Here is a 21,570-nt window from a genome sequence, read left to right as displayed (position 1 = left end):
AGCAAAATCAATTTGTTTGCCTTGCTAATAGCGATGCTAGAGTTCTTTGTCAGCATCGCTATAGCGAAAGGACGAACGTCAAATATCCATAACTATGAAAATCACGATACAGCTATTCGCCGCCGGTGCAGTCGCGACTCTGATGTCCTGTGGTCCGAAATGGCAGGAGTCAGGTACTGGCAATCTAAAGACTGTTACTAATGAAGGCGGACGGACATTGGGTTACTCCGCGAGTTCTGGTGTGAAGATCCTTACTATCGACCGTCTTGGCTTCAAAGACCTTAACAGAAATGGTCAACTGGATCCATATGAAGACTGGCGCCTTACGGCAGATGAACGTGCCCAGGACCTTGCTTCTAAGCTCAGTATTGAACAGATCGCCGGGCTCATGTTATATAGCCGCCACCAGATGATTCCAGCAGGGAGTATGGGATTTATGGCCGGTACCTATGGAGGTAAGCCATTCAAAGAAAGCGGAGCGCAGCCCTCTGATCTCAGTGATCAGCAAAAAGAGTTTCTCACCAAGGACAACGTGCGCCATGTTTTAATTACCAGTGTCGAAAGTCCGGAGGTTGCTGCGGTATGGAATAATAATGCGCAATCTCTGGCGGAGGGAATCGGCATGGGTATTCCGATCAACAACAGCTCGGATCCGCGCCATGGTACAATTGCCAATGCAGAGTTCAACGCTGGGGCTGGAGGCCGGATATCCATGTGGCCTGGATCTTTAGGGTTAGCCGCTACTTTTGATCCTGCGATGGTACAGGAGTTCGGACGAATTGCATCTATCGAATACCGGGCACTTGGTATCAGCACTGCTCTTTCACCTCAAATAGATATGGCAAGTGAGCCCCGTTGGAATCGTGCCAGCGGAACATTTGGTGAGCATCCATATCTGGCTGCTGACATGGCTCGTGCTTATGTTGATGGTTTTCAAACATCGGCAGATGATAAGGAACTTGCCGATGGTTGGGGCTATCAGAGCGTAAATGCTATGGTGAAACACTGGCCAGGTGGAGGTGCAGGTGAAGCAGGACGCGACGCGCACTATGCGTTTGGTAAATTCGCTGTTTATCCCGGAAACAATTTCGCGCAGCATATGATCCCCTTTACAGAGGGTGCATTCAAGCTCGCAGGCAAGACATCCATGGCCTCTGCTGTGATGCCATACTATACGATATCGTTTGATCAGGATGTGAAGAATAAAGAGAACGTTGCCAACAACTACAACTCATATATCATCAATGACCTGCTCCGGGAGAAGTATCACTACGACGGAGTGGTTTGCACGGATTGGTCGGTTACAGGAGATGAAGTTGCACTTGATCAATTCATTGGGGGCAAGCCCTGGGGCGTTGAAAAACTTACCCTTGCAGAACGTCATTATAAAATCCTTATGGCTGGCGTCGATCAATTTGGAGGCAACAACGCGGCTGCGCCTGTGGTTGAAGCTTATCAGCTGGGGGTAAAGGAACACGGTGAACAATGGATGCGAAAGCGTATGGAACAATCAGCAGTGAGATTGCTGAAGAACATATTCCGGACCGGCCTGTTCGAAAACCCTTATCTGGATCCTGAAGAATCAAAGCGCACGGTGGGTAGTCCAGAGTTCATGAAGTCGGGTTACGAGACACAGCTGAAGTCAGTGGTCATGTTGAAAAACAAGAGCGTCTTACCGTTGTCAAAGGGTAGGAAGGTTTATATCCCTAAACAGTATCGGCCCGCCGGCAGGAACTTTCTTGGAATGCCGACGCCCGAGAAGAATGACCATCCGGCAAGCATCAAGATCGTAGAGAAATATTTCCAGGTGGTTGATGATCCGTCGCAGGCGGATGCTGCATTGGTATTTATCGAAAGCCCCAATTCCGGTAACGGCTATAACACTGAGGATGTGAAAAAGGGAGGCAACGGTTACTTGCCTATCTCGGTGCAGTATGGTGAATATACAGCGCGCGATGCCCGTCAAACTAGTATTGCAGGTGGCGATCCATTGGAATCTTTTACCAACCGCGGCTACAAAGACAAGAAAGTTAAAGCAATAAACTATACTGACCTCGCCATGGTAAACGGCACTAAGAAGCTGATGAATGGAAAGCCGGTTATCGTCGCGATCAACGCATCGAACCCAATGGTGCTGTCGGAATTTGAACCACAGGCAAATGCTATTCTGATGCATTTTGGTGTTCAGGATCAGGCGTTGCTGGATATCATTTCCGGAGCGTCGGAGCCTTCTGCCTTATTGCCCATGCAGATGCCGGCCAATATGGCTACCGTTGAAAAGCAATTTGAAGATGTTCCGCTTGATATGGATTGCTATGTTGACGCTGAAGGTCACAAGTATGACTTTGCTTTCGGAATGAACTGGAAGGGCGTCATTGCTGACGAACGCGTAACGAAGTATAAATTGCCGGTCGCAGGCAAATAGTTAATGTCCATTTCGCACTCTTAAAACTTTAAGCTGCTCTGGTTGTCTGGCTTATCCGGTCATCAGAGCAGCTGATTTCTGATCATCTAAGCAGTTTGATTTTGGCAATGCGACTTCCTGCTCTCAATTAAAGCTTTGAGCTGCATTGATTCCCTGACTGAACGACTCTTCATCAGATTAGTTTCTACTCTGACTTTAGGCTCTTGACCGGATTCATCATGGCAGCCTTTATTGATTGGTAGCTTACCGTTACTAAAGCCACGCCAAGCGCAGCGACCACCGACGCGGCGATCGTTTCCCATGATATATCAACGTGGTATGGATATTTTGAAAGCCATTGAGTCATCATATAATAGCCCAGTGGTACAGCTGCAAGGCAGGAGATGCTAACCAGCATGACGAACCCTGATGAAAGACGTCCCCATAATTGCACTACGGTCGCGCCTAAAACTTTACGAATACCAATCTCTTTCGTGTGCTGCTCCGCCATAAACGATGCAAGCCCCACAAGCCCCAGGCAACTGATGAACACCGCCAGGATAGTAAATACATAGGCCAGTTTGCCAACGCGCTCTTCAGTTGAAAACTTCTTGCCGTATTCGATATTTGAGAACTGGTAAACGAAAGGAACGGAAGGTGCATACTTCTTTAAAACAGACTCGATGGCTGCCAGTGATTCGGTCGCGCTTCTTGCTGGATTGAGTTTTAGATTAATCCAGTTCGCTGATTCGGCTTTGGCGTCCATGCCGTAAATGTTTGGTCTTACTTCACGGTACGGTGATTCTATGATGAGGTCTTTGACAATACCGATTACATGGAATTTTTCCTTGCCTCGGGTGATTTCCATCCCGATAGGATTTTTCACACCCATAAAATCTACCGCAGCCTCATTGAGGATTAATGCCATTGAATCCGTTGCAAACTCCAATGAAAAGTCCCGACCTTCCTTTATCTCCCACCCAATGGTAGCCCCGTAGTCCTCTGTGACGGCGATTACACCGAAGTCCGATGATTGCAGCTCCGGATCCTTACCTGCCCACGTAAACGAATTGCTGTTGTTGTAAATCTCCGTTAGCGGGCTCGATGATTCACTTGCCTCGATAACTGCTCCTGTGCGCTTTATCTCCTCGTTGAAGGCTTCAAACTTACCTATGAAGTCGGGTGACATCACGGGCATTGCCAGCAATCCGTCACGTTCGTATCCAATGGGTCTGTTTTTCGAATATTGTATCTGGTCGTAGATGATCAATGAACTGAACAGCAATATGATCGAGACAGTGAATTGGAATACAACCAAAACCTGACGGGGTAGCGACCCGTGCCTGCCGGTCTTTAATGAACTTTTTAAAGCCTGGACGGGGCGGAACGAGGAAAGAAAGAATGCCGGATAAAATCCTGACAGCAAACTTGTGAGAAGAACAAAGCCAAGACTCACCAACCAGAACACCGAACTATCCCACGGAATCTCTATACGTTTATCGGCCAGACTATTGAACCACGGAAGCGTGATTTGTGCCGCCCCAACTGCCAGTACAAATGCCAGGAGTACTACGAGGATGCTCTCACTAAGAAATTGTTGAATGAGTTGTACACGAAGCGAGCCGATAGTCATTCGGATTCCGACTTCCTTTGATCGCTTCGCAGACCGGGCTGTTGCAAGGTTGATGAAATTGATGCAGGCCAACAGAAGTACGGCAACGCCAATTACAAAGAACATCCATACAAATTCTATCTCACCACCTGTCTTCACGCCGTTCTCCCAGTTCGACCACAGGTGCCATTCACTCATCGGATGCAGAATGACCTTAGGTTTAAATGTATTGTCCTTGGAATGAACCGCACGTACTGGCGCAACCTTCTCCGAAACTCTTGTCAAATCGGCGCCCGGTGCCAGAAGCGCAAACATTTGAAAGGAGTTGTTATCCCACCGATCGCTTGCCCGCTTCATCCATTCTTCTGTCATGACTTGCAATTCCCAGCTGGACAGAAACAATAGTTCGTTGAAGCTTGAGTTGGCAGGAATGTCTTCATAAACACCTGTAACCTTAACATCCCACTTGCCGTCAATACGAACTGATTGATTTACAGGATCGACGTTTCCGAAAAGTGCTTTAGCAGCCGATAGCGACAGCAGTATCGACTTTGGATCATCGAGGGCACGACGTGTTCCACTTATCATCTTAAGTGAAATCATTTCCGGGAAGTCGGTCTGCACGAAGTTGCCGGATTGCGAAATGCTTTGCTGGTTCCAGGTCAGAATGTGCTGGTCGGTCCACGTTGACATTGAGATAGCACTAAAGTCACTGCCGTAGTCTTGACGCATTGCTCCCTCTAACGGTCGGGGTAGAGCATATCCGGTAATTACTTTTCCATCCACGGTCTGCTGCTGCATGACCTGTACCAGCCGCGCGTAATGCTCGTGGTTCCTGTCGTACGACAGTTCGTTCCATACCCACATGCCGATGAGCATGGAAATGGTCATAGCAACGGCCAGCCCTCCAATGTTGATAGCAGAATAACCCTGGTTGCGCAATAGGTTTCTCCAGGCGATTGTCAGGTAACTTTTATACATGGTGATCTGAATTCTATTAAATGACTGGCTGATGGACGCTCAATTCACAGCTGAGGCAAACCGATAATTTAGAGCAGAATTGCGGATAGTAGGGAAATTTTCGTGCCAGGCCAGATAATTTGCTTAGCGGCTTGTATTTAGCCTGTTTTTGGGGTAGAAGCTGGTCAGATCCGGATATTTCGTCCGATATCGCACAGTTGTGATCTGCGGTTAGCCCCGTATGTTATCAAAGTTAACCGCAGCTTAAAACCTCCAGGGTGTTGGGGTGGGTGGCAATATTACATAAGTATAATAGGGATCAGATACAGGTTTGATACGAGTCTGATACGGGTCTGATACGGATGTGATACGGGTCTGATACGGATGTGATACGGGTCTGATACGGGTCTGATACGGATGAGATTCGGTTCTGACACGGATGTGATATGAGTTTGATTGGGATCTAATACGACTCTGTCCACGGGTTGCATTGGGAACCGTATGGACCCCTTCACAAACCTGATACCCGAATTCTGATCAAAGTCGAAAAATGCAAAGAGGGACCAAGCTTGCCTTGTCCCTCTTCAGTATTATGTGCCCGGGCAGTTTTGCTGTCCGGTTGAATGGTTACTATCTCTTAAAGCCTAATGCGCTACCGCCACAATATCCTGTTGATCCATCAAATGTATACTGGATGTAGTAGATACCTGTTGTGTTGCATGGATAAGCTATCGCAGAGATAAACTGACCATTGACTTTGCTTGAGGCCACTTTGTTACGGTTTGAATCGTACAGTGACACAACAATTCCGTCAGTTGGTTGTGTAGCCGCGCAGATGTTAATCATGTACTGAGTACCCTTCGTGAATACGTATGAATATTCAACGTAGTCCTTACCGCCCTTTTCAATCTTGTAGCTTTTCAGAAAGTTGAAACCGGCCGCAAGCTTGGGAATACACTGGTTGCTCAAGGCATCAGCGTTGCACTGCCCAACCACCTCCATTGCGCTGAAAATTATAACGGACAGAACAGTTAGAAATAACTTTTTCATAGGTTCCAAATATTCTTAGCTTATTACCTTGTTTCTGATTCCTGAAGTGATCGACTTAATCGTGTTCACATCTTCGGGAGTGATTTCGATCGTGCTCGAGCTGTTGTCTTTAATCACCATAACTCCATCAACGATTTCAAACGTCGATTCCTTGTACGTATAAGACACCTTTACCTTATCGAAGGCTTTCTTCAATTCTTCAACATCGGTAAGCAATGCTGCCATGTTGGGATCGGTATCCTTATAGAAGGAGAGGAGGAGCATGATATTTTCAAGAATGATCTTCTGCTCGCCGATTGTCTCCTGCAATTCTTTGTTCGTTGGGTTGGCGGCTGCCACTTCACACAGGATGTGCAATGCCTCCAACCATCCACCGGTCAGAAACAGTACGCTCAGGTTAGAACGATCCTGCGTCTGAAGGTAGTGGTTAATGCTGTTAAAGTTCTGCGTTGTGATGAGCAATAACGAGTCCAGATTCTTGCTGTTTGTAGCAAGGCGTCCGATGGTCTCGATATCGAAGAACTGACCGATGTTCAGGCCGTCTGCCAGGCTTTTTATTGACCCCATGTACTTCACACCATCATTGTTTTGTTCGTAGATGTTGGTGTATCCAAGGTCTGTGCCATATACGCCGAGGTTCAGCGCTTTTTTGTAGTTGCTATTGTATTTGGAAGTGTTGTCAGGCGAGTTCAAATAACTTCCATTGTATTTCTTGCCAGACTCCTTGAGCAACACGGAAATCTCAAGAGGAGCAGGAATACGCTGGAGAACGTCCCCGATTACGCCCTCAGAAATGGACGGGCCTCCGGTTTTAGCTGAGTCGAGGCCCTCCAGGAAGGCTTGCTCATCGGTCTTTTTTTCGGAGCCGCAGGCGGTCATTAAGGCCACCAACACACCGAGTACTACGATTCTCATAGCTATAAAATTATTCGTTTACAAATTTATAAAATCAGCAATCCATGGCAAAAACGCACACATGCGAGATGTCACTTTTTGGTTTGATCAGCTTTAGGTAGCGCTACTGTAACTGGTAATCCGGCAAACGAATTAATCAGCCGTCGGAGTACCTCAAAATACAGGGTAACATACAAGATGACCGTCATAAGCCAAATGACCAGGTTATTGAACAGGTACGTATTCACCATAGCGCCGAACAGGTTCTTACGGGGAGCAAAGAAGTGCGCCCTATAGTCAAGTGCATTGCTCGGAAGGGGATCGAGGAAGATAGGGTTGATCTGCTGATACAGTGCACCCTCATACTCAATGATCCGGTCCTTTTCGGAGACATTCTTAACCAGGTCAGACAGGCTTTCATTGAAGTAGCGATTCTTATGATCGTTTAGGCTATAGCCGCCTTCTTTTTCATTCTTAAGCACTGCAGCATCTTTTGCTGACACCGCCCGGTTGTAGGCCTCCTGATAAAACTTCTTGTATCCGGCAAAGTAGTTTTCCAGCTTGGTGTTGAATTCGGGTGTGAAGGTCTGAATCGTCCAGTCTTTGGCGAGGTCCTGTTCGAGACCTTTCTTGAAGAAGTCACGACGGATCGCATCCTGCATGATTCCCAGATCTTTCGTGATAAGGGCTTTTACTGAATCACTCTTCTCATCCAGATTATCGGCAATGTACTTGCGCTTGCGATCAAGCTCGGCAACCAGGTATGCGGAGCGGAAATCCGCCTGGCTCTCGAACTGTTCATTGGTAAAGTATGGCTTCTCGTATGAGTTGTTCTTGAACTGATCAACGGCAAGAGCTTCATAAGCCCAACGCGACGCCATGAGGTCGGCTACAATGGGCACTTTACCTTTCGTGCTGATCAGGTCATTCAATTTGTCGAAGCTGAACAGCAGACCGCTGAGGATCATCTGAGGTATGAGCAGCAGCGGAATCATGACATAAACCGTAACCGCAGAGTTAAACGCTGAGGATATGTTCAGACCAAGTACGTTGGCAAAGCATGATACAGTGAACAGGACGAACCAGAACGGAATAAGCATTCGCCACTCAATCTCGAGGATGAGATCGCCCACAACCACAAACGTAAGGGTCTGTAAGGCAGACATTGAAAAGAGAATGATAAGCTTCGACATCAGATAACTGTTCCAGCTCAGATTGAGGAACGATTCACGTCGAAGTATCTTTCGGTCGCGGATAATCTCTTCAGCGCTAACAGTAAGTCCCATGAAGAGAGCAACGATAATGCTCATCAACAGGTACGCCGGGAAGTTGTCATTGAATCTGAACATGTACTCCTTGCCACCCGGTGCACTGCGGTACTTTATGATCACCGCCAGGATTACCGCGAGGAGGGGAGCCTCCAGGAGATTAATCAACAGATATTGCTTATTGCTGAGCTTTGACAGCGTGTCGCGAGTTACAAAGATCAGTGTTTGCTTAAGCTTGTTGGGAAGGTTCAGCGACTGAGGCGGCGCTTCCTGCACATCTTCAACCCGATTCAATTTGAATCGTTCTTTAAACATATCGAACCACTGCGGAGGTGTGATCTTCCGCTTGTTGGTTGGCTGTCCGTATTCGTCGACAACCTTGGCTTCGATGATGTTGAATATTTGTTCCGGGTTCACATTACCGCAGGTCTCACATTGGCCGCGGTTGCTGTCAACCTGGTGTGTTGATTTCTTGAAATAGGTGACTGCTTCAACGGGAGGGCCATAGTAGGCCGGATAACCACCGGTATCCATGATCACCATCTTGTCGAACATCTTGTAGATGTCGGACGAGGGTTGGTGAATGACTACGAAGATGAGCTTTCCTTTAAGGGAAAGTTCTTTGAGCAAGTCGATTACGTTTTCTGAGTCGCGTGAGGACAGACCGGATGTGGGCTCATCGAGAAACATGATGGCCGGTTCGCGGATAAGTTCCAATGCGATATTCAGACGCTTCCGCTGACCACCTGAGATGGTCTTGTCTAACGGGTTTCCTACACGCAGATCTTTACGCTGATCCAGTCCAAGGTTCTCCAGCACGTCCATGACGCGCTTTTGAAGCTGCTCTTCCGTGAAATCCGCGAAGCAGAGTTTGGCGTTGTAGTATAGATTTTCGTAAACAGTAAGTTCCTCAATGAGCAAATCGTCCTGTGATACGTAGCCGATCACGCCATGGATTTGTTCCTTTTGAGCGTTGATGTCGAAACCGTTTACCAGTATTTTCCCTTTGGTCGGTTGAACAAGCCCCGCCATCACATTTAGCAACGTCGTCTTACCGGCACCGCTGGCGCCCATGATACCAATGAGCTTACCCGGGCCCTCTGAAATCTTAACGTTTCGAAGTCCTATGGCGCCGGTAGGGAATTTCAATTCCTCGATGTCGACGTTGAAGGACAGTTTCGTCGTCTTCAGTTCTTCATTGAAGTTGGCAACGAGGTCGCTGTAGTAAAGCGCGTCGCCGGCCTGGGTTTTGATCGTGCTCCCGTGTGAAAAGAGGTAGACACGATTTGGCTGCATGGGGAAACCATTCAGCACATTCGATTCTTCACCCAGATATTTGGTGAAGTACATATCGACACCACGTACGCGCATGAAGACGAGGTGACCGCCGATATGGCCATGTACATGCTTATTGCGGCGACCTTCTATGCTGGTGCCGCGATCGAGGATCAGGATGTCCTCATAGTCCAGTGTCGTCGGATCTTCCGATATGACAAAGTTCTCGATCAGTGTATACTCATACTGAACGATGTTAAACACATTCGACGCCGTATTGATGATTTCCATACGCTGCGGCGTGAAGTTCTTGTCTGTGCCGACAAGTTCCAGCAGCTTGATCAATACGACTACCTTTTGCTTCTGTGTAAGCGTCTTATTGATCTTCTTACAGATCCCTAAGGTCTTAACAGAATCTTTAACTGAAGTTAATTTTTGTTTGCCTGCTTCCTCCTCTTTTCCGTACTCAGAGAATTGGTCATAAAGATCCAAATACTCTTTAATGGAGTCTTGATCCAGTTCAGTCTGGAAAAAGTTGATAACGAACTGGCGCTCACGTTCGGTAACACCACCATCCTGTTTCGTTATTATGGCAAAAAGTTGTGTGAGCGCCTTGAGTATTTCTTCACTCATATAACGATAGTAAGCATTAAAGCCTCAAAAAATATCGGTCGTTGTTGGCCAACGTATCGCATAACGCGCACGGGAAAACACTTCCGATAAGGTAAAAAATGGATCTAGTTTTAACTTAGTATGTCTTAAACTCGAACGGGATCTCAACCAGTTCAGAGAACTCCTGACCTGCTTCTTCCATGTCTTCATCGTCTTCGTGGAAGTACCAGAGGATTTTCATGCCTTTGATATCTTCGAGAGCTGACAATACATCAAGGATAAGCTTTGATGATGCCGTATTAAAGTATTCAAGCTTGAAAACGAACTCTGTTGAAGGATTTGCGCCTTCGCCATACTTGCCGATCCACTCCAGTACAGGACGATAGAATTCAGCTGAGTCTTCGGGAAGTGAGCGACCAGATATTTCAAAAATGCCGTTCTTTTTATCGAGAATTATCTTCGGGGTGTCTTCAGTACCCTCAAGATTTAAAATTTCCATGATTAGATCTTATTTAGTTAATGCAAAGGTTCTGTTATATTATTCGCCTTCTCTGGGTACGTTAACCTTGAGGCAGAAGAAGCAATACTCGTTATTCATTTCCGGAAATTCAAACTCAAGTTTTCCACCGGACTTTCTTGCCATGTCAACGAAACCAAGGCCAGCACCACCCTTTTCGGAGATGGTAGTGTTCTTGATGATTTCCTTGTACAATTCTTTCAGTCCGTCTTTGTCCAGACCGTTGATGTGGTCAAGCGATTTCTGGAGCTTGGGAACATTCGTTTTCTGAACGGGGTTGCCGGACATGATGCTGTACCGGTTTGCCTCTTTTCCGATTAGAAAGATCGCAGCGTGACTGCGAGTCTGGCCATCGACCAGCTCGTCGCTATGCTTCACGATGTTTTGGAGCGCCTCCACCATTACATTGAACACCTTGCGCTTGATGCTCGAGTCTTCACCTGAGGAGTCAAGATTCCGCTCGGCCATGGACAGAATTGACTTAGTGCTCTCCTGGGTGAAGTCACCCTGGTACACCAGAATCAGATTCTGCGACATCATCGTGCGGTGCAGATCATAAATGAAATTCATGCTTAAAAAAATTAAAATTTAATGGATGTGGTTCACTAAGTTAATTGTTTTTGTGGTTTGACCTTTACGATTCTTTACCGAGGTTTAAAATTTGATACCTATCAGCAATACGTCGTCAGTCTGTTTTGTCTCACCGCGCCAGCTTTCCCATTCGTTGTCGAATACGGTAATCGCATCGCGCATCTCTGATTTGTGTACACGTTCAATAATCTCGCGCACACGCTTCGGACCGAACTTGCGGCCTTCGGTTCCACCGAACTGGTCGGGGAATCCATCAGAGCTGAAGTATATGGAATCACCTGCCTCAAGCTTAAACTTGGTGTTGGTGAAGTTTGTCTGGTTCTTGAAGATACCTCCGCCGATAGGGAACTTGTTACCTTTCACTTCATCCATCACTCCCTGCTTCATCACATAGAGTGGACGATGGGCACCGGCGTATTCAACTTCACGCTTCGCTGTATTGATCTTACAAAGCGCGATGTCCATACCGTCTTTGGTTGTTGCATCTTCATCCTGACGCAACGTGGTGGTTACACCTTCGTCCAGGAGATCGAGGATCTTACCCGGTTCAGTGATCTTACGGCTTCGAACGATGTCGTTCAGAAGGAAGTACCCGATGAGTGACAAGAGTGCACCTGGTACGCCGTGACCTGTACAGTCTACCGCCGCAATAAAGATTTCGTCTTTGATCTGGACGAACCATGGGAAGTCACCGCTTACCACATCGCGTGGTTTGTAGAGGATGAAGGAATCCGGAAGTGCCTTGCCAATAACCCTTGAGTTTGGCAGAATGGCGTTCTGAATACGCTTCGCGTAGTTGATGGATTCCGTGATCTTCTTGTTCTTATTCTGGATCTCGAGCTCGATCATCTTACGATCCGTGATGTCGTGAGATACCACGAGTACTGATTCGAGCTTGTTGGTTTCGTCAAATTCAGGGATGGCGTTGATGTGCATTACGCGCTTACCCATTTCTGAGGAGAAGTCGAATTCAGCCGAGGCTTTTTCGTTCGTAACATTTACTTCTTCCACGATCTTCAACCATCCGTCGAGGATTGACTGATCGAGGTCTGCTTCCTTCACCTTCTTGTTCATGAAGAATGAAGGCTGCTTACCCGTATAGTCTTCGATAACGGGGTTGATATACGAAATCGATTCACCTTCGAGACGCGTGATAAGATCGAGCGAGTTTTCAGACAGCGCCTGCATCTTGCTTCGCATTCTTTGTTCCTGCTCGGCGCGACGGCGTTCCGTGATATCCCGTGAGTTGAGTATGAATCCGTGGATGGCCTGGTTCGACATTACGTTCGTACCGGTGGTTTCGATCCACATGAAGCTTCCGTCTTTGGCACGGTACTCGTACTGAACGGTAACCTTTTCTTCAGGACTCGCCTTCATCTTGCGGAACAACTCCTTGAAGACATCGCGATGGTCGGCGTGTACTTTCTCAATGTCGCTCTTACCGATCATTTCCTTCTGGCCGTATCCAAGGATGGATTCAACGGAAGGAGATATGTAACGGATGGTCTCGTCTGCTTCGTAGATCGTTATAACTTCCGAAGCGTTTTCGAGCAACAGCTGCATCCGCTTTTGGGTGCGATTTACTTCTTCTATTTGTTCTTCGAGTTTCTGATTCGAGCGTTGTAACTCTTCCTGGGTAGCCTGCATTTCTTCGGCATTCTGACGAAGAACTTCCTGCTTCTCCTTAAGCTCATTACTCATCTCCTGCGATTCAGCAAGGAGCTTGCGCGTCCGCTCGTTAACCTTGATGTTGAAGATCGTACGGGCAAGGATCAATGATAATTCCTGAACAAACTTCACCTGTGAAGCATCGAACTTCTTGAAGCCTGCGAATTCAAGCACACCGTAAACCTCTTCGTTTGTAATGAGAGGCACGATAAGAATGCATCGCGGACGCTGGTCACCCAGGATACCTGAGGTTACTGAAACATAATCGTCCGGGATCTCGGTACGGAGAACTGTGTCTTTTTCAGAGGCAGACTGACCTACGAGGCCTTCTGCGAATCTGAATTTCGCCTTCAGATATTTCTTGCGTGAATAAGCATAGCTTGCACGCATCTCGATAACGGGACGGCTGGCGTCGTCGTCATTTACAATGTAGAACGCACCTTGAATTGCTCCGATCTTTTCGATAATGAATTTGATCACATCGTCGCCCAATGAATCTATTGAGTCGTGCATACGAAGAATCTCGCTGATCTCGGCAACACCTCTTACGATCCAGTTGCGCTCTTTGTCGCGACGTTCGTTCTCGATCAGGTTATTGCGCATGTTGATCAGTGACATACCGAGGATGTCATTATCACTAGCCGGTTTGAAAGCAGTGTCATACTTTCCTTCACCGATGCGTTGCGCGAAGTTCGCATTGTTTTTAAGGGACAACACCAACTCATCTACTTTTGTACCCATCTGACCGAACTCGTCGTTAGTCTTGTCATCTGATGGTTCAGGAAGCACACCTTGTGCCACCAGGCCAAGAGTTGACTTCATGGAGTAAAGAGGTCTGGTGATCGAACGCGAGAACATCATTGCCAGCAATGTAGCGAGGGCGAGTACGCAAATGCCTGCGTAGACGAAGATGCCCATGATTTCGCTGGAGTCGCCATAGGCTTCATCAGCGTCGATCTTTGCTATAAGGGCGATGTTTGTGTTACCGATCTTTCTGCCGACCTGTAATGTCCGTTGTCCACGATAGTCTGTGGCCTCTGGTGGAGTTGCGTTATTTTCAAACAAGGGAGCAAACGCAGCGACTGCTTTGTCGGTCGGTTCACGCAATTGGATTGCTGCAGTTGTATCATTCTTAAAAGGGCTGATCAGGGCAACTTTCCTTGACATCGGGTCCTGACGAGCGAGAATGACTTCGCCGGTTACTCCAAGACCCTGGTAGTTCTTCAGAACTTTGTAAGGAGAAGCCAGGTTGAGCTTTACGATAACAAGCTGCTTTACACCCGCTGTGTCCTTGATGGCACCTGCGGCATACGTAAAGTAACTCTTCGATTTCTTGTCCCGCAGAACAGATGAAAAATAGACTCCGTTCTTTGCGCGGTCAAACGTTACTCCATCGGGATCAATGAAATTGCCACTGGCAGTAGGATCTGTGGACGCAACGATAGCGCCGGTTGGAGAGGTTACTGTGATTTCATCTACACCCAGGAGATACTTTTCCTTAGTAAGCGCTCTGGCGAGTACCTGATCTGTTGATGCAGATGTAAGCACTGTGTCGCCTTCACCTGGCGGTGGGCCCATCATAGCCATCAGGTCTGCGCCATCAGAAGCGGGCGAGGAAGCACCGCTTCCTTTGAGCTCGTCTGAGCTTTGCAATACGTGAATAGCAATCGATGCACGCTCGAAGAAGGTGTTGAAGTAAGCGGCGCGGTTATCGGCAATCACACCCAGCGTTGCTGCGTACTTGTCTTGTGTGTTTTTCCGATGATAATCATAGCTGAAAAAACTGATCGCGGCGATCGCAGCAAGCGACACCGCCATTATCAGCAGCGTGAGTTTTGTACTAATATTTATGCTCTTCATCATAGTAATCTGATGCCTGGCTATTTCTGTTTCTTAATCTTATCGGAGATCAGCTTGCCGGCTTCCTCCACGAAGTTTTTCTGGTCTTCTGAAATCCTGGTAAACGAGGCCAACTCGATGACGCCGTCGACAGTACCGTTCTTTCTGATCGGGACAATGAGGAGGAACTTTGGATACGCGCTGCCTAAGCCCGACACGATCTTTATGTAACCTTCAGGAATGTCGTCGACAAACAATGTGTTGCCGGTCGATACGGCTTGTCCTAAAAGTCCTTCACCAAATTCAAATGATATTTCGGCACTTTCGCCAAGACCCAGAGCGTAACCGCTTTCGAGGAAGATTCGACGCTTGCCATCTACTTCTTTGGGCAAATAAAGAGCGCCCTGACCTGCTTCAAGTTCTTTTGCGATAGCGTGGAGTGACTTCTCAAGAATTTCTTTCTGAGTTCCGCCGCTGTTCAGGATCGATACTATTCCGGAAAGGCTAATAGTAGTCGCACTGGTTTGCTCACCTTCCTGATTAGCTGCATTTGCTTCGAGTTCGCGGTCCTTGAATACGATCAGCTCGTTGCGATATCGCAGTGCCATGATAAGGGCAGCGCCTCCGATGAGAAACGTTATCGCGAGAGCAATGTAAACCGGGCTGAACGCGGCACCGTATCCACTGCTCAAACGCAACTCATAGGGCAGCGAATAGATGTAGTAGAGCGACACGCCTATGCCCAGGATAAAGAGCGAGGCGAGCAGTAACGATAGCTTGTATCGATCGCTAAAAATGCCTGTCATCTGTATTGTTTGTCTAGTTCCTTTAATACTTCTACGATCTCATCAATCCTTAACACGTGATCGATTTGTGTAACCGCCAGGGCCGCCTTAGGCATGGTGTCGATCATGCACTCGCTCGGTTCCTGTACGATAGTGGTGCCGCCGCGCTCATGGATGTGTTTCATCCCGATAGCGCCGTCCTTGTTCGCTCCCGACAACAAAATACCCAGCAGCTTCTCCTTATAAACAAAGGCGCAGGAGCTCAGCGTGATATCGATAGCGGGTCGCGAATTGTTCACCATTTCTTCTGTTGATAAAGCGAAGTTGTTTCCCAATTCAACCGACATATGATAGTTTGCCGGAGCGAGGTATACACTTCCCTTTTTTATTGCTTCTTTATCGTTCGGTTCAGTTACCTGTACTACACTCTTTATTGACAGCGCCTCTACGAATCCGTTCCTCACGTGCTTCAATCGATGAAGCGCCATGATTATGGGCAACGGGAATCCCTTTGGCAACTGCGACAATATCTTCACCACTCCCTGGAAGCTGCCTGCCGACCCACCGATAACAACGGCCTTATAGCTGTTATTTAGGTTGATTTTTTTCATTGTCGATCAACGGCTTCCTTAGTCCTTAATTTTCTTATAGATCTTCTCTTCATTATTCACCACTATAAAGCGGTTGGCATAATCGCACCAGATCAAGGACTCTTTTGATCCGATGGCGAGATATCCATATTTAAACAAGCTCTCGTGGAACTTCTTTAATACTTCGTTTTGCAGTGCCTGGTTGAAATAGATCATTACGTTCCGGCACAATACCAAATCAAATTTGTTGAAGATGTCGCCCGTTACCAGGTCATGTCGGCGGAAGGACACATTCGACAACAACTCTTTGTTGAAGACTGCCTGACCGTTCTCTTCTCTATAATAGTCTTTGAAGCTGCGCGTACCCTGGAACCTGATGTAGTTCTTTTCATTCAGCTCCATATTCTTAATCGGGTAGACTCCACTCTTAGCCCGCTCGAGAATATTAACGTCCAGGTCGGTTGCAATTACCGTTACCTCGTGGTGAATGCCCATCTCCTTAAGCATGATCGCCATAGAGAGGACTTCTTCACCAGAAGAACATCCGGCATGCCATATCTTAAATTGTTTATGGTTAAGCATGATGGCAGGAATGACTTCTTCGCGCATGATCCGCCAGAAGCTTGGATCGCGAAACATTTCAGTGACGTTCACAGTGAGTTCATCGAGGAACTCATTAATGAACTGTGGACTTTCATTGAGCTTTTTTAACAGGGACTCGACATTCAGTTTCTTCAGCTCCATGATACGGAGTACGCGTCGCTTAAACGACGACATAGCGTAGTTCCGAAAGTCATAGTGATACTTCTGAAAGATAAGCTCCGAAATCCGTTTAAGGTCGGCGATATCGATATCCAGCATGATGGTCTTTTAAAAGCAATTCAAAATTAGTGTGTTCAATAAACTGCGATGCGAATTTCAATGACAAACCTTACATACGTTGTAAATGCATTCCGGTCCCTGACATTAGGCTGCTTCGTCATATACAGTCGTTACCGTGCTCGTCCTGCTTTTGGTCACAAATTATTCGTATAGGAATCATACAAACATATGACTTTACCTGGGTAAAGTCTTTGTTTTTGGGTGTGTTGGCGCATTTGTTGCGTTGCACGGGCTCCTATAAGATAGTTGTGTATCGTTCAATACGACACGGCTCCATTCCTCTTTCAATCATGAACGACGTGTGAAAGTTTGATCACGCGCGACGTCACATGTCCTCTGTCCGGGGGTAAGTCAGACGCGGGATTCTGGATCTTTCCGCAAATTCATGTCTTTCTGTACGGGGGCTTGCCTCGTTCGGTCGATACGTTTTAAGTAGGGACCCGGGTGCGGTTAAAAAAATCAGGTTTTCAGGCCCGAAATGCACGGTAAACAGATCAACTGTCAGTTGCCCATCAGGCTACTGACGCAAAAAATCCTGTACCAAGTAACCTAAAATCGGAACACCCCCAAAGGCCCCTGACAATAGGAGGGCTTCAAATGCGTTAAGGCTCGCTGAGATTGGATTTATTGAAACTGAACGGCAGCAGGGAGGCGGCCGAACGGGCCTGCAGCCAGCTGCCTGGTCTTTCCAGCATGATCACCTGAAACGGCTTTCCCTGCCGATGCTCGAACTCCAGCATCACCTGACGGCATGATCCACAACTAGTTGCGGGGGAGAAGTCCTTCGCACCGTCCCTTCTGGCAACCACCGCCATCTTCCGAATGGGTTCCCCCGGATACTGTGACGCAGCAGTAAAAAGTGCCACCCTTTCAGCACACATTCCCGCCGGATATGCCGCATTTTCCTGGTTGGTGCCAGTTACGATCACGCCATTATCCAGTAGCAGAGCCGCCGCTACATGAAACGCAGAGTATGGAGCATAGGCATTGGCAAGTGCGGCCTCTGCATTTGCTATCAGCATCTGGTCATCTGCATGCGGCTGGTAGTTGGTCGTGAAGTCAGTCATTTCGAAAGATAAGTTATTTGTTGATCGCTCAGCCTGCATTATTGATACTAACATCGGAAGGCCAAGCATTTGGCAGGGTCAGTAGCCTGAAATAAAATTATCTATATTGTCAATAACAACGAACGCAACATAATGTCTGGTATCCTGATACTGGGTGCAGGAAGATCATCTTCATCACTTATCTCGTATTTGCAGCAACAAGCCATCCGTAGACAGTGGCAGTTTACTGTAGGTGACTACTCCCTGGAAGCTGCAACGGAAAGACTTGCCCCTTCGGGTTACGGTACGGCTATGCGCTTTGATATTCAGGACGAGGCAATAAGTGCTGCTGCAATTGCGAAGGCGGAGGTTGTTGTTTCATTGATGCCAGCTCATCTGCATCTGCTCGTGGCGCAGCATTGCCTTCGGCAGGGTAAGCATTTGTTGACGGCAAGTTACATCACGCCTGAGATGAGCGCCCTCGATGCTGAGGCACGCGACAGGAATTTGCTTTTCCTGAATGAATGCGGACTTGATCCTGGTATCGATCACATGAGCGCGATGCAGTTAATTGACAGCATACGCGATCGGGGCGGGAAGTTGCTGTCGTTCGAATCGTTTACCGGTGGATTAATCGCGCCCCACACTGCACCTGATAATCCGTGGCGTTACAAGTTCACCTGGAATCCCAGGAATGTTGTGATGGCCGGGCAAAGCACAGCAAAGTATCTGCTGGATGGCCGTTATCAATATATACCGTATCATCAATTGTTCCGGCGCATTACGCCTGTTACAGTCGAGGGCGTCGCGTACGAGGGCTATGCGAATCGGGATTCATTAAAGTATCGTGAAGTTTATGGATTGAATGATATCCGGACGATGCTGCGAGGTACTCTTCGTTACCAGGGCTTCTGCAGTGCATGGAACGTCCTGGTTCAGTTGGGATGCTGTGATGATTCTTACGAAATGGAACTCGTGGATACGATGACGCATCGGCAGTTTATGGAGTCATTCGTCACACATCAGCATCGTTCGATAGAGGAAGCTATTTGCGACACGCTAAGGCTTCAGTCAGCAGGTGAAGAGATGAAGAGATTAACATGGAGTGGTTTGTTTAGCAACGACCTGGTTGGTTTGAAGTCGGGGAGTCCGGCAAGGATTCTTGAGCATATCCTTTTGAAGAAGTGGACCCTCGATCGCGATGATAAAGACTTCGTGGTAATGTGGCATCGGTTTGTCTATGAACATCAGGGAAGAAAACATACAGTACACGCCCACCTTACATCTACGGGATCGAATGCTATCGAAACGGCAATGGCACGGACTGTCGGGTTGCCTTTAGGAATAGCGGCCAGTCTTTTAATGGAGGGAAAGATTAAGACACGGGGAGTGGCTATTCCAGTGTCCCGCGACATATACGTTCCGGTACTTCAGGAATTAAAGGCACTCGGCATAGAGCTCGTTGAAGAAGAAGTTGTGTAATGCCCGGTACTCTTCACCCCCGTCAAAACGTTTCAACAACGCAATCACTTGTTGATATGCCAACTGATTTCTCAGGTGATAGCCAATTGCTCATGAGATGCCAGTCTCAGCGCTTCAGTGAGTCTGCAGCGATGATTCCCGACACTGGTAAGATCAGAGCCGCTAACAGCGTTGCGGGTAGAGATCCCGTTATAGCATAGCAGACGATGAGAATTATCAGATAATACACCGGTACGAGGAACATACCCAGGGCGTATTTTAGCGAGCCGATAAACTGCGGGTCCTTAACCTTCTTCCGGATAAATCGCTTGATAAATGAATAGGGCAGGAGGTTCAACAGCCATCCCAGCCACACAAGTGGATTGAGTAATTTCAGCCAGCGAGGTACGCCCGACTTCACTGTTGGTTTGGCACCACCCGGAAATTCATTCACAATTCGCTGATCACTTTTTATCTGCGCAAGCATGTCGGTGTGGTACTCGCGGTTCTTTTTCAGAAACCTGTACTTTTCCTCATATTCATCGGCTCCAATCTGGACCGACAGAGAGACCAGTGCTTGTTCAGTGATCTCAACGATGCGCTCCAGTTTTTCGCGCTCGTTAAGATTGGAGTGGTCGATACTATTTACATCAATAGGATCGCCGAAGTTCACCAGAACGCGTGAGCGAAATGAATGGTGGTCTTCATAGTGAACACCTACTGGAATAATATTGAGAGGAATGTTTTCGTATTGATGCTGAAATTTTAGCGCCATGCGGGCAAAGCCCTTCTGAAGTTCACCGCGGGCATAAGGGTCATTGTGATTTCCTTCTGCGAATATGATAATGTCTTCGCCGCCGGCGAGCATATCGAGCCATTCCTGAATGATGGCGTCGTTGTTCTTTAAAGTGCTAAAGCCGTCGCGCATGCGAAAAACAGGTTTGATCTTCACTGCCGTGAGCAGCGTGGTGACGAAGCCTTTCTTAAACACACTTGCCCGTGCGATAGACCAGGGATTTCTGCGCTGACTGCAGATCACCAGAACTGCATCCAGAAAAGCGTTCTGATGCGTAGGGACAAAGATGATTGGCCCTTTCACTTCGACTGCCTTTGCGTTGTTGATCTGCCACTGCTTGAAATAGAAATTCAGTGCTGCCGTGCACCAGATCTTCATTCCTCTGAAAAATAGGGTATCGCTCATTCTACGTTGCTTGTGAAAGGGGCCTTCTCCTCATAATCAGGGCAAATGTAAATCCACTTATCAGGTGCCAGATGCCCCACCATGCTGCCACGAGTGCCATAGGACCATTGCCGTCAAAAAATGTAAATATAAGGATCAATCCAAGTCCGGCATTCTGAATACCAGTTTCGATCGCCACAGATCGATTAACTGCCTCGGTATTTCCCAGGCGTGCGCTCAGCCAGTAAGCGCAGACAAGACCAAGTCCGTTATGTACAAGTACAATCCAGAAGATGGACAGGATGTGGTTGGTGAACACGTCGAGGTTTCTTAGCAGTCCGCCTACAATAAATCCAATAAGAATGATCATTGAAATGTAGCGTAGCCAGCGGGACACTAAGGCTGTTGCCTTAGGCAGGTAATGAGAGAAGGTCATTCCTGCGATCAGCGGAATGAGCAGTATTAAAACCATGTTCGCCAACAATTCAAGGAAGCTTATATCCATTGATTGCACTCGAATGAGCAGCGAAGGGACCAACGATGCCCAGAAGAAAAAGCTCAGTGGTGTAAGCAGGAAACAAAATACCGACGTAAAGGCGGACAGTGTTACCGATAGCGCAAGATTTCCCCGCGACAGCATGGAGAAGAAATTGGAAGCGTTTCCGCCAGGACAGGACGCCACTAAAATCATTCCGAGCGCTGTATCTTTTGGCGGCTGAATAATGTAAATCAAAATCACCGTGATGATCGGGAGCAGAAGGTACTGACTGAACAATCCGGTGAACAATGCCTTCCGGTCGTGACGAAGTTGTCTGAAGTGCTCAAGCTTGATATCAAGCGCAACGCCAAACATGATCAGCGCAAGGCAGGCATTCAGGACTACAATGCTTCCCTCGGAAAAATCAATATCAATAGGTTGCGTTTCCAAATGGCGGG

The 21,570-nt window shown here is 47.5% G+C and carries 15 protein-coding genes; 2 read left to right on the top strand and 13 right to left on the bottom strand.

Going from position 1 to position 21,570, the window contains the following annotated elements; translation table 11 throughout:
• The first annotated feature begins 94 nt into the window (after window positions 1-94).
• On the top strand, window positions 95-2,425 hold the full coding sequence (locus tag WBG78_RS19675) for a glycoside hydrolase family 3 protein (protein WP_337328187.1): 2,331 nt from the start codon (window positions 95-97) through the stop codon (window positions 2,423-2,425).
• A gap of 184 nt (window positions 2,426-2,609) precedes the next feature.
• Here the strand turns inward: WBG78_RS19675 and WBG78_RS19670 are convergent, their stop codons facing one another.
• From WBG78_RS19670 to cdd, 11 genes are all read right to left on the bottom strand, one after another.
• Window positions 2,610-4,997 (bottom strand): ABC transporter permease, encoded by a 2,388-nt coding sequence (locus WBG78_RS19670; RefSeq protein ID WP_337328186.1) that lies wholly within the window; start codon window positions 4,995-4,997, stop codon window positions 2,610-2,612.
• A 609-nt stretch (window positions 4,998-5,606) separates the two neighbouring features.
• Window positions 5,607-6,026, bottom strand: coding sequence for a hypothetical protein (locus WBG78_RS19665; RefSeq protein ID WP_337328185.1), 420 nt, complete (start codon window positions 6,024-6,026; stop codon window positions 5,607-5,609).
• Between the two features lie 15 nt (window positions 6,027-6,041).
• Window positions 6,042-6,941 (bottom strand): hypothetical protein, encoded by a 900-nt coding sequence (locus tag WBG78_RS19660; protein ID WP_337328184.1) that lies wholly within the window; start codon window positions 6,939-6,941, stop codon window positions 6,042-6,044.
• 71 nt (window positions 6,942-7,012) lie between these two features.
• Window positions 7,013-10,096 carry an ATP-binding cassette domain-containing protein gene (locus WBG78_RS19655; RefSeq protein ID WP_337328183.1) on the bottom strand — a complete coding sequence of 1,028 codons (3,084 nt, stop codon included), beginning with the start codon at window positions 10,094-10,096 and terminating at the stop codon, window positions 7,013-7,015.
• A 115-nt stretch (window positions 10,097-10,211) separates the two neighbouring features.
• Window positions 10,212-10,574: a DUF1987 domain-containing protein gene (locus WBG78_RS19650; RefSeq protein ID WP_337328182.1), complete on the bottom strand. Its 363-nt coding sequence runs from the start codon at window positions 10,572-10,574 to the stop codon at window positions 10,212-10,214.
• Between the two features lie 39 nt (window positions 10,575-10,613).
• Complete coding sequence (locus tag WBG78_RS19645; RefSeq protein WP_337328181.1) at window positions 10,614-11,162, bottom strand: SiaB family protein kinase; 549 nt, start codon at window positions 11,160-11,162, stop codon at window positions 10,614-10,616.
• An 84-nt stretch (window positions 11,163-11,246) separates the two neighbouring features.
• Window positions 11,247-14,714 carry a PAS domain S-box protein gene (locus tag WBG78_RS19640; protein ID WP_337328180.1) on the bottom strand — a complete coding sequence of 1,156 codons (3,468 nt, stop codon included), beginning with the start codon at window positions 14,712-14,714 and terminating at the stop codon, window positions 11,247-11,249.
• 17 nt (window positions 14,715-14,731) lie between these two features.
• Window positions 14,732-15,496, bottom strand: a complete 765-nt coding sequence (locus tag WBG78_RS19635) for a GAF domain-containing protein (RefSeq protein WP_337328179.1) — start codon at window positions 15,494-15,496, stop codon at window positions 14,732-14,734.
• Complete coding sequence (locus tag WBG78_RS19630) at window positions 15,493-16,086, bottom strand: chemotaxis protein CheB (RefSeq protein ID WP_337328178.1); 594 nt, start codon at window positions 16,084-16,086, stop codon at window positions 15,493-15,495. Before WBG78_RS19630 ends, WBG78_RS19635 begins: the two co-directional genes overlap by 4 nt.
• A gap of 18 nt (window positions 16,087-16,104) precedes the next feature.
• On the bottom strand, window positions 16,105-16,926 hold the full coding sequence (locus WBG78_RS19625; RefSeq protein ID WP_337328177.1) for a CheR family methyltransferase: 822 nt from the start codon (window positions 16,924-16,926) through the stop codon (window positions 16,105-16,107).
• Window positions 16,927-17,549: 623 nt separating this feature from the next.
• The gene (gene cdd, locus WBG78_RS19620) at window positions 17,550-18,053 is read right to left on the bottom strand and encodes a cytidine deaminase (protein ID WP_443092792.1); all 504 of its coding nucleotides are present in this window, start codon (window positions 18,051-18,053) and stop codon (window positions 17,550-17,552) included.
• Between the two features lie 93 nt (window positions 18,054-18,146).
• On the opposite strand from cdd, the gene WBG78_RS19615 reads away from it, so the two are divergent.
• Window positions 18,147-19,475 carry a saccharopine dehydrogenase C-terminal domain-containing protein gene (locus WBG78_RS19615; RefSeq protein ID WP_337328175.1) on the top strand — a complete coding sequence of 443 codons (1,329 nt, stop codon included), beginning with the start codon at window positions 18,147-18,149 and terminating at the stop codon, window positions 19,473-19,475.
• A 106-nt stretch (window positions 19,476-19,581) separates the two neighbouring features.
• On the opposite strand, the gene WBG78_RS19610 is transcribed toward WBG78_RS19615, so the two are convergent.
• Both WBG78_RS19610 and WBG78_RS19605 read right to left on the bottom strand, forming a co-directional pair.
• Window positions 19,582-20,655 carry a 1-acyl-sn-glycerol-3-phosphate acyltransferase gene (locus WBG78_RS19610; RefSeq protein WP_337328174.1) on the bottom strand — a complete coding sequence of 358 codons (1,074 nt, stop codon included), beginning with the start codon at window positions 20,653-20,655 and terminating at the stop codon, window positions 19,582-19,584.
• A gap of 1 nt (window position 20,656) precedes the next feature.
• Entirely contained in the window at window positions 20,657-21,562 is a 906-nt protein-coding gene (locus WBG78_RS19605) for a bile acid:sodium symporter family protein (RefSeq protein WP_337328173.1), read from the bottom strand.
• Window positions 21,563-21,570 lie beyond the last annotated feature (8 nt).

The organism is Chryseolinea sp. T2 (genome assembly GCF_037203685.1).
Lineage (GTDB): Bacteria > Bacteroidota > Bacteroidia > Cytophagales > Cyclobacteriaceae > Chryseolinea.
The sequence above is the reverse complement of the archived record's forward strand: the minus strand, read 5'-3'. Positions and strand labels throughout refer to the sequence as shown.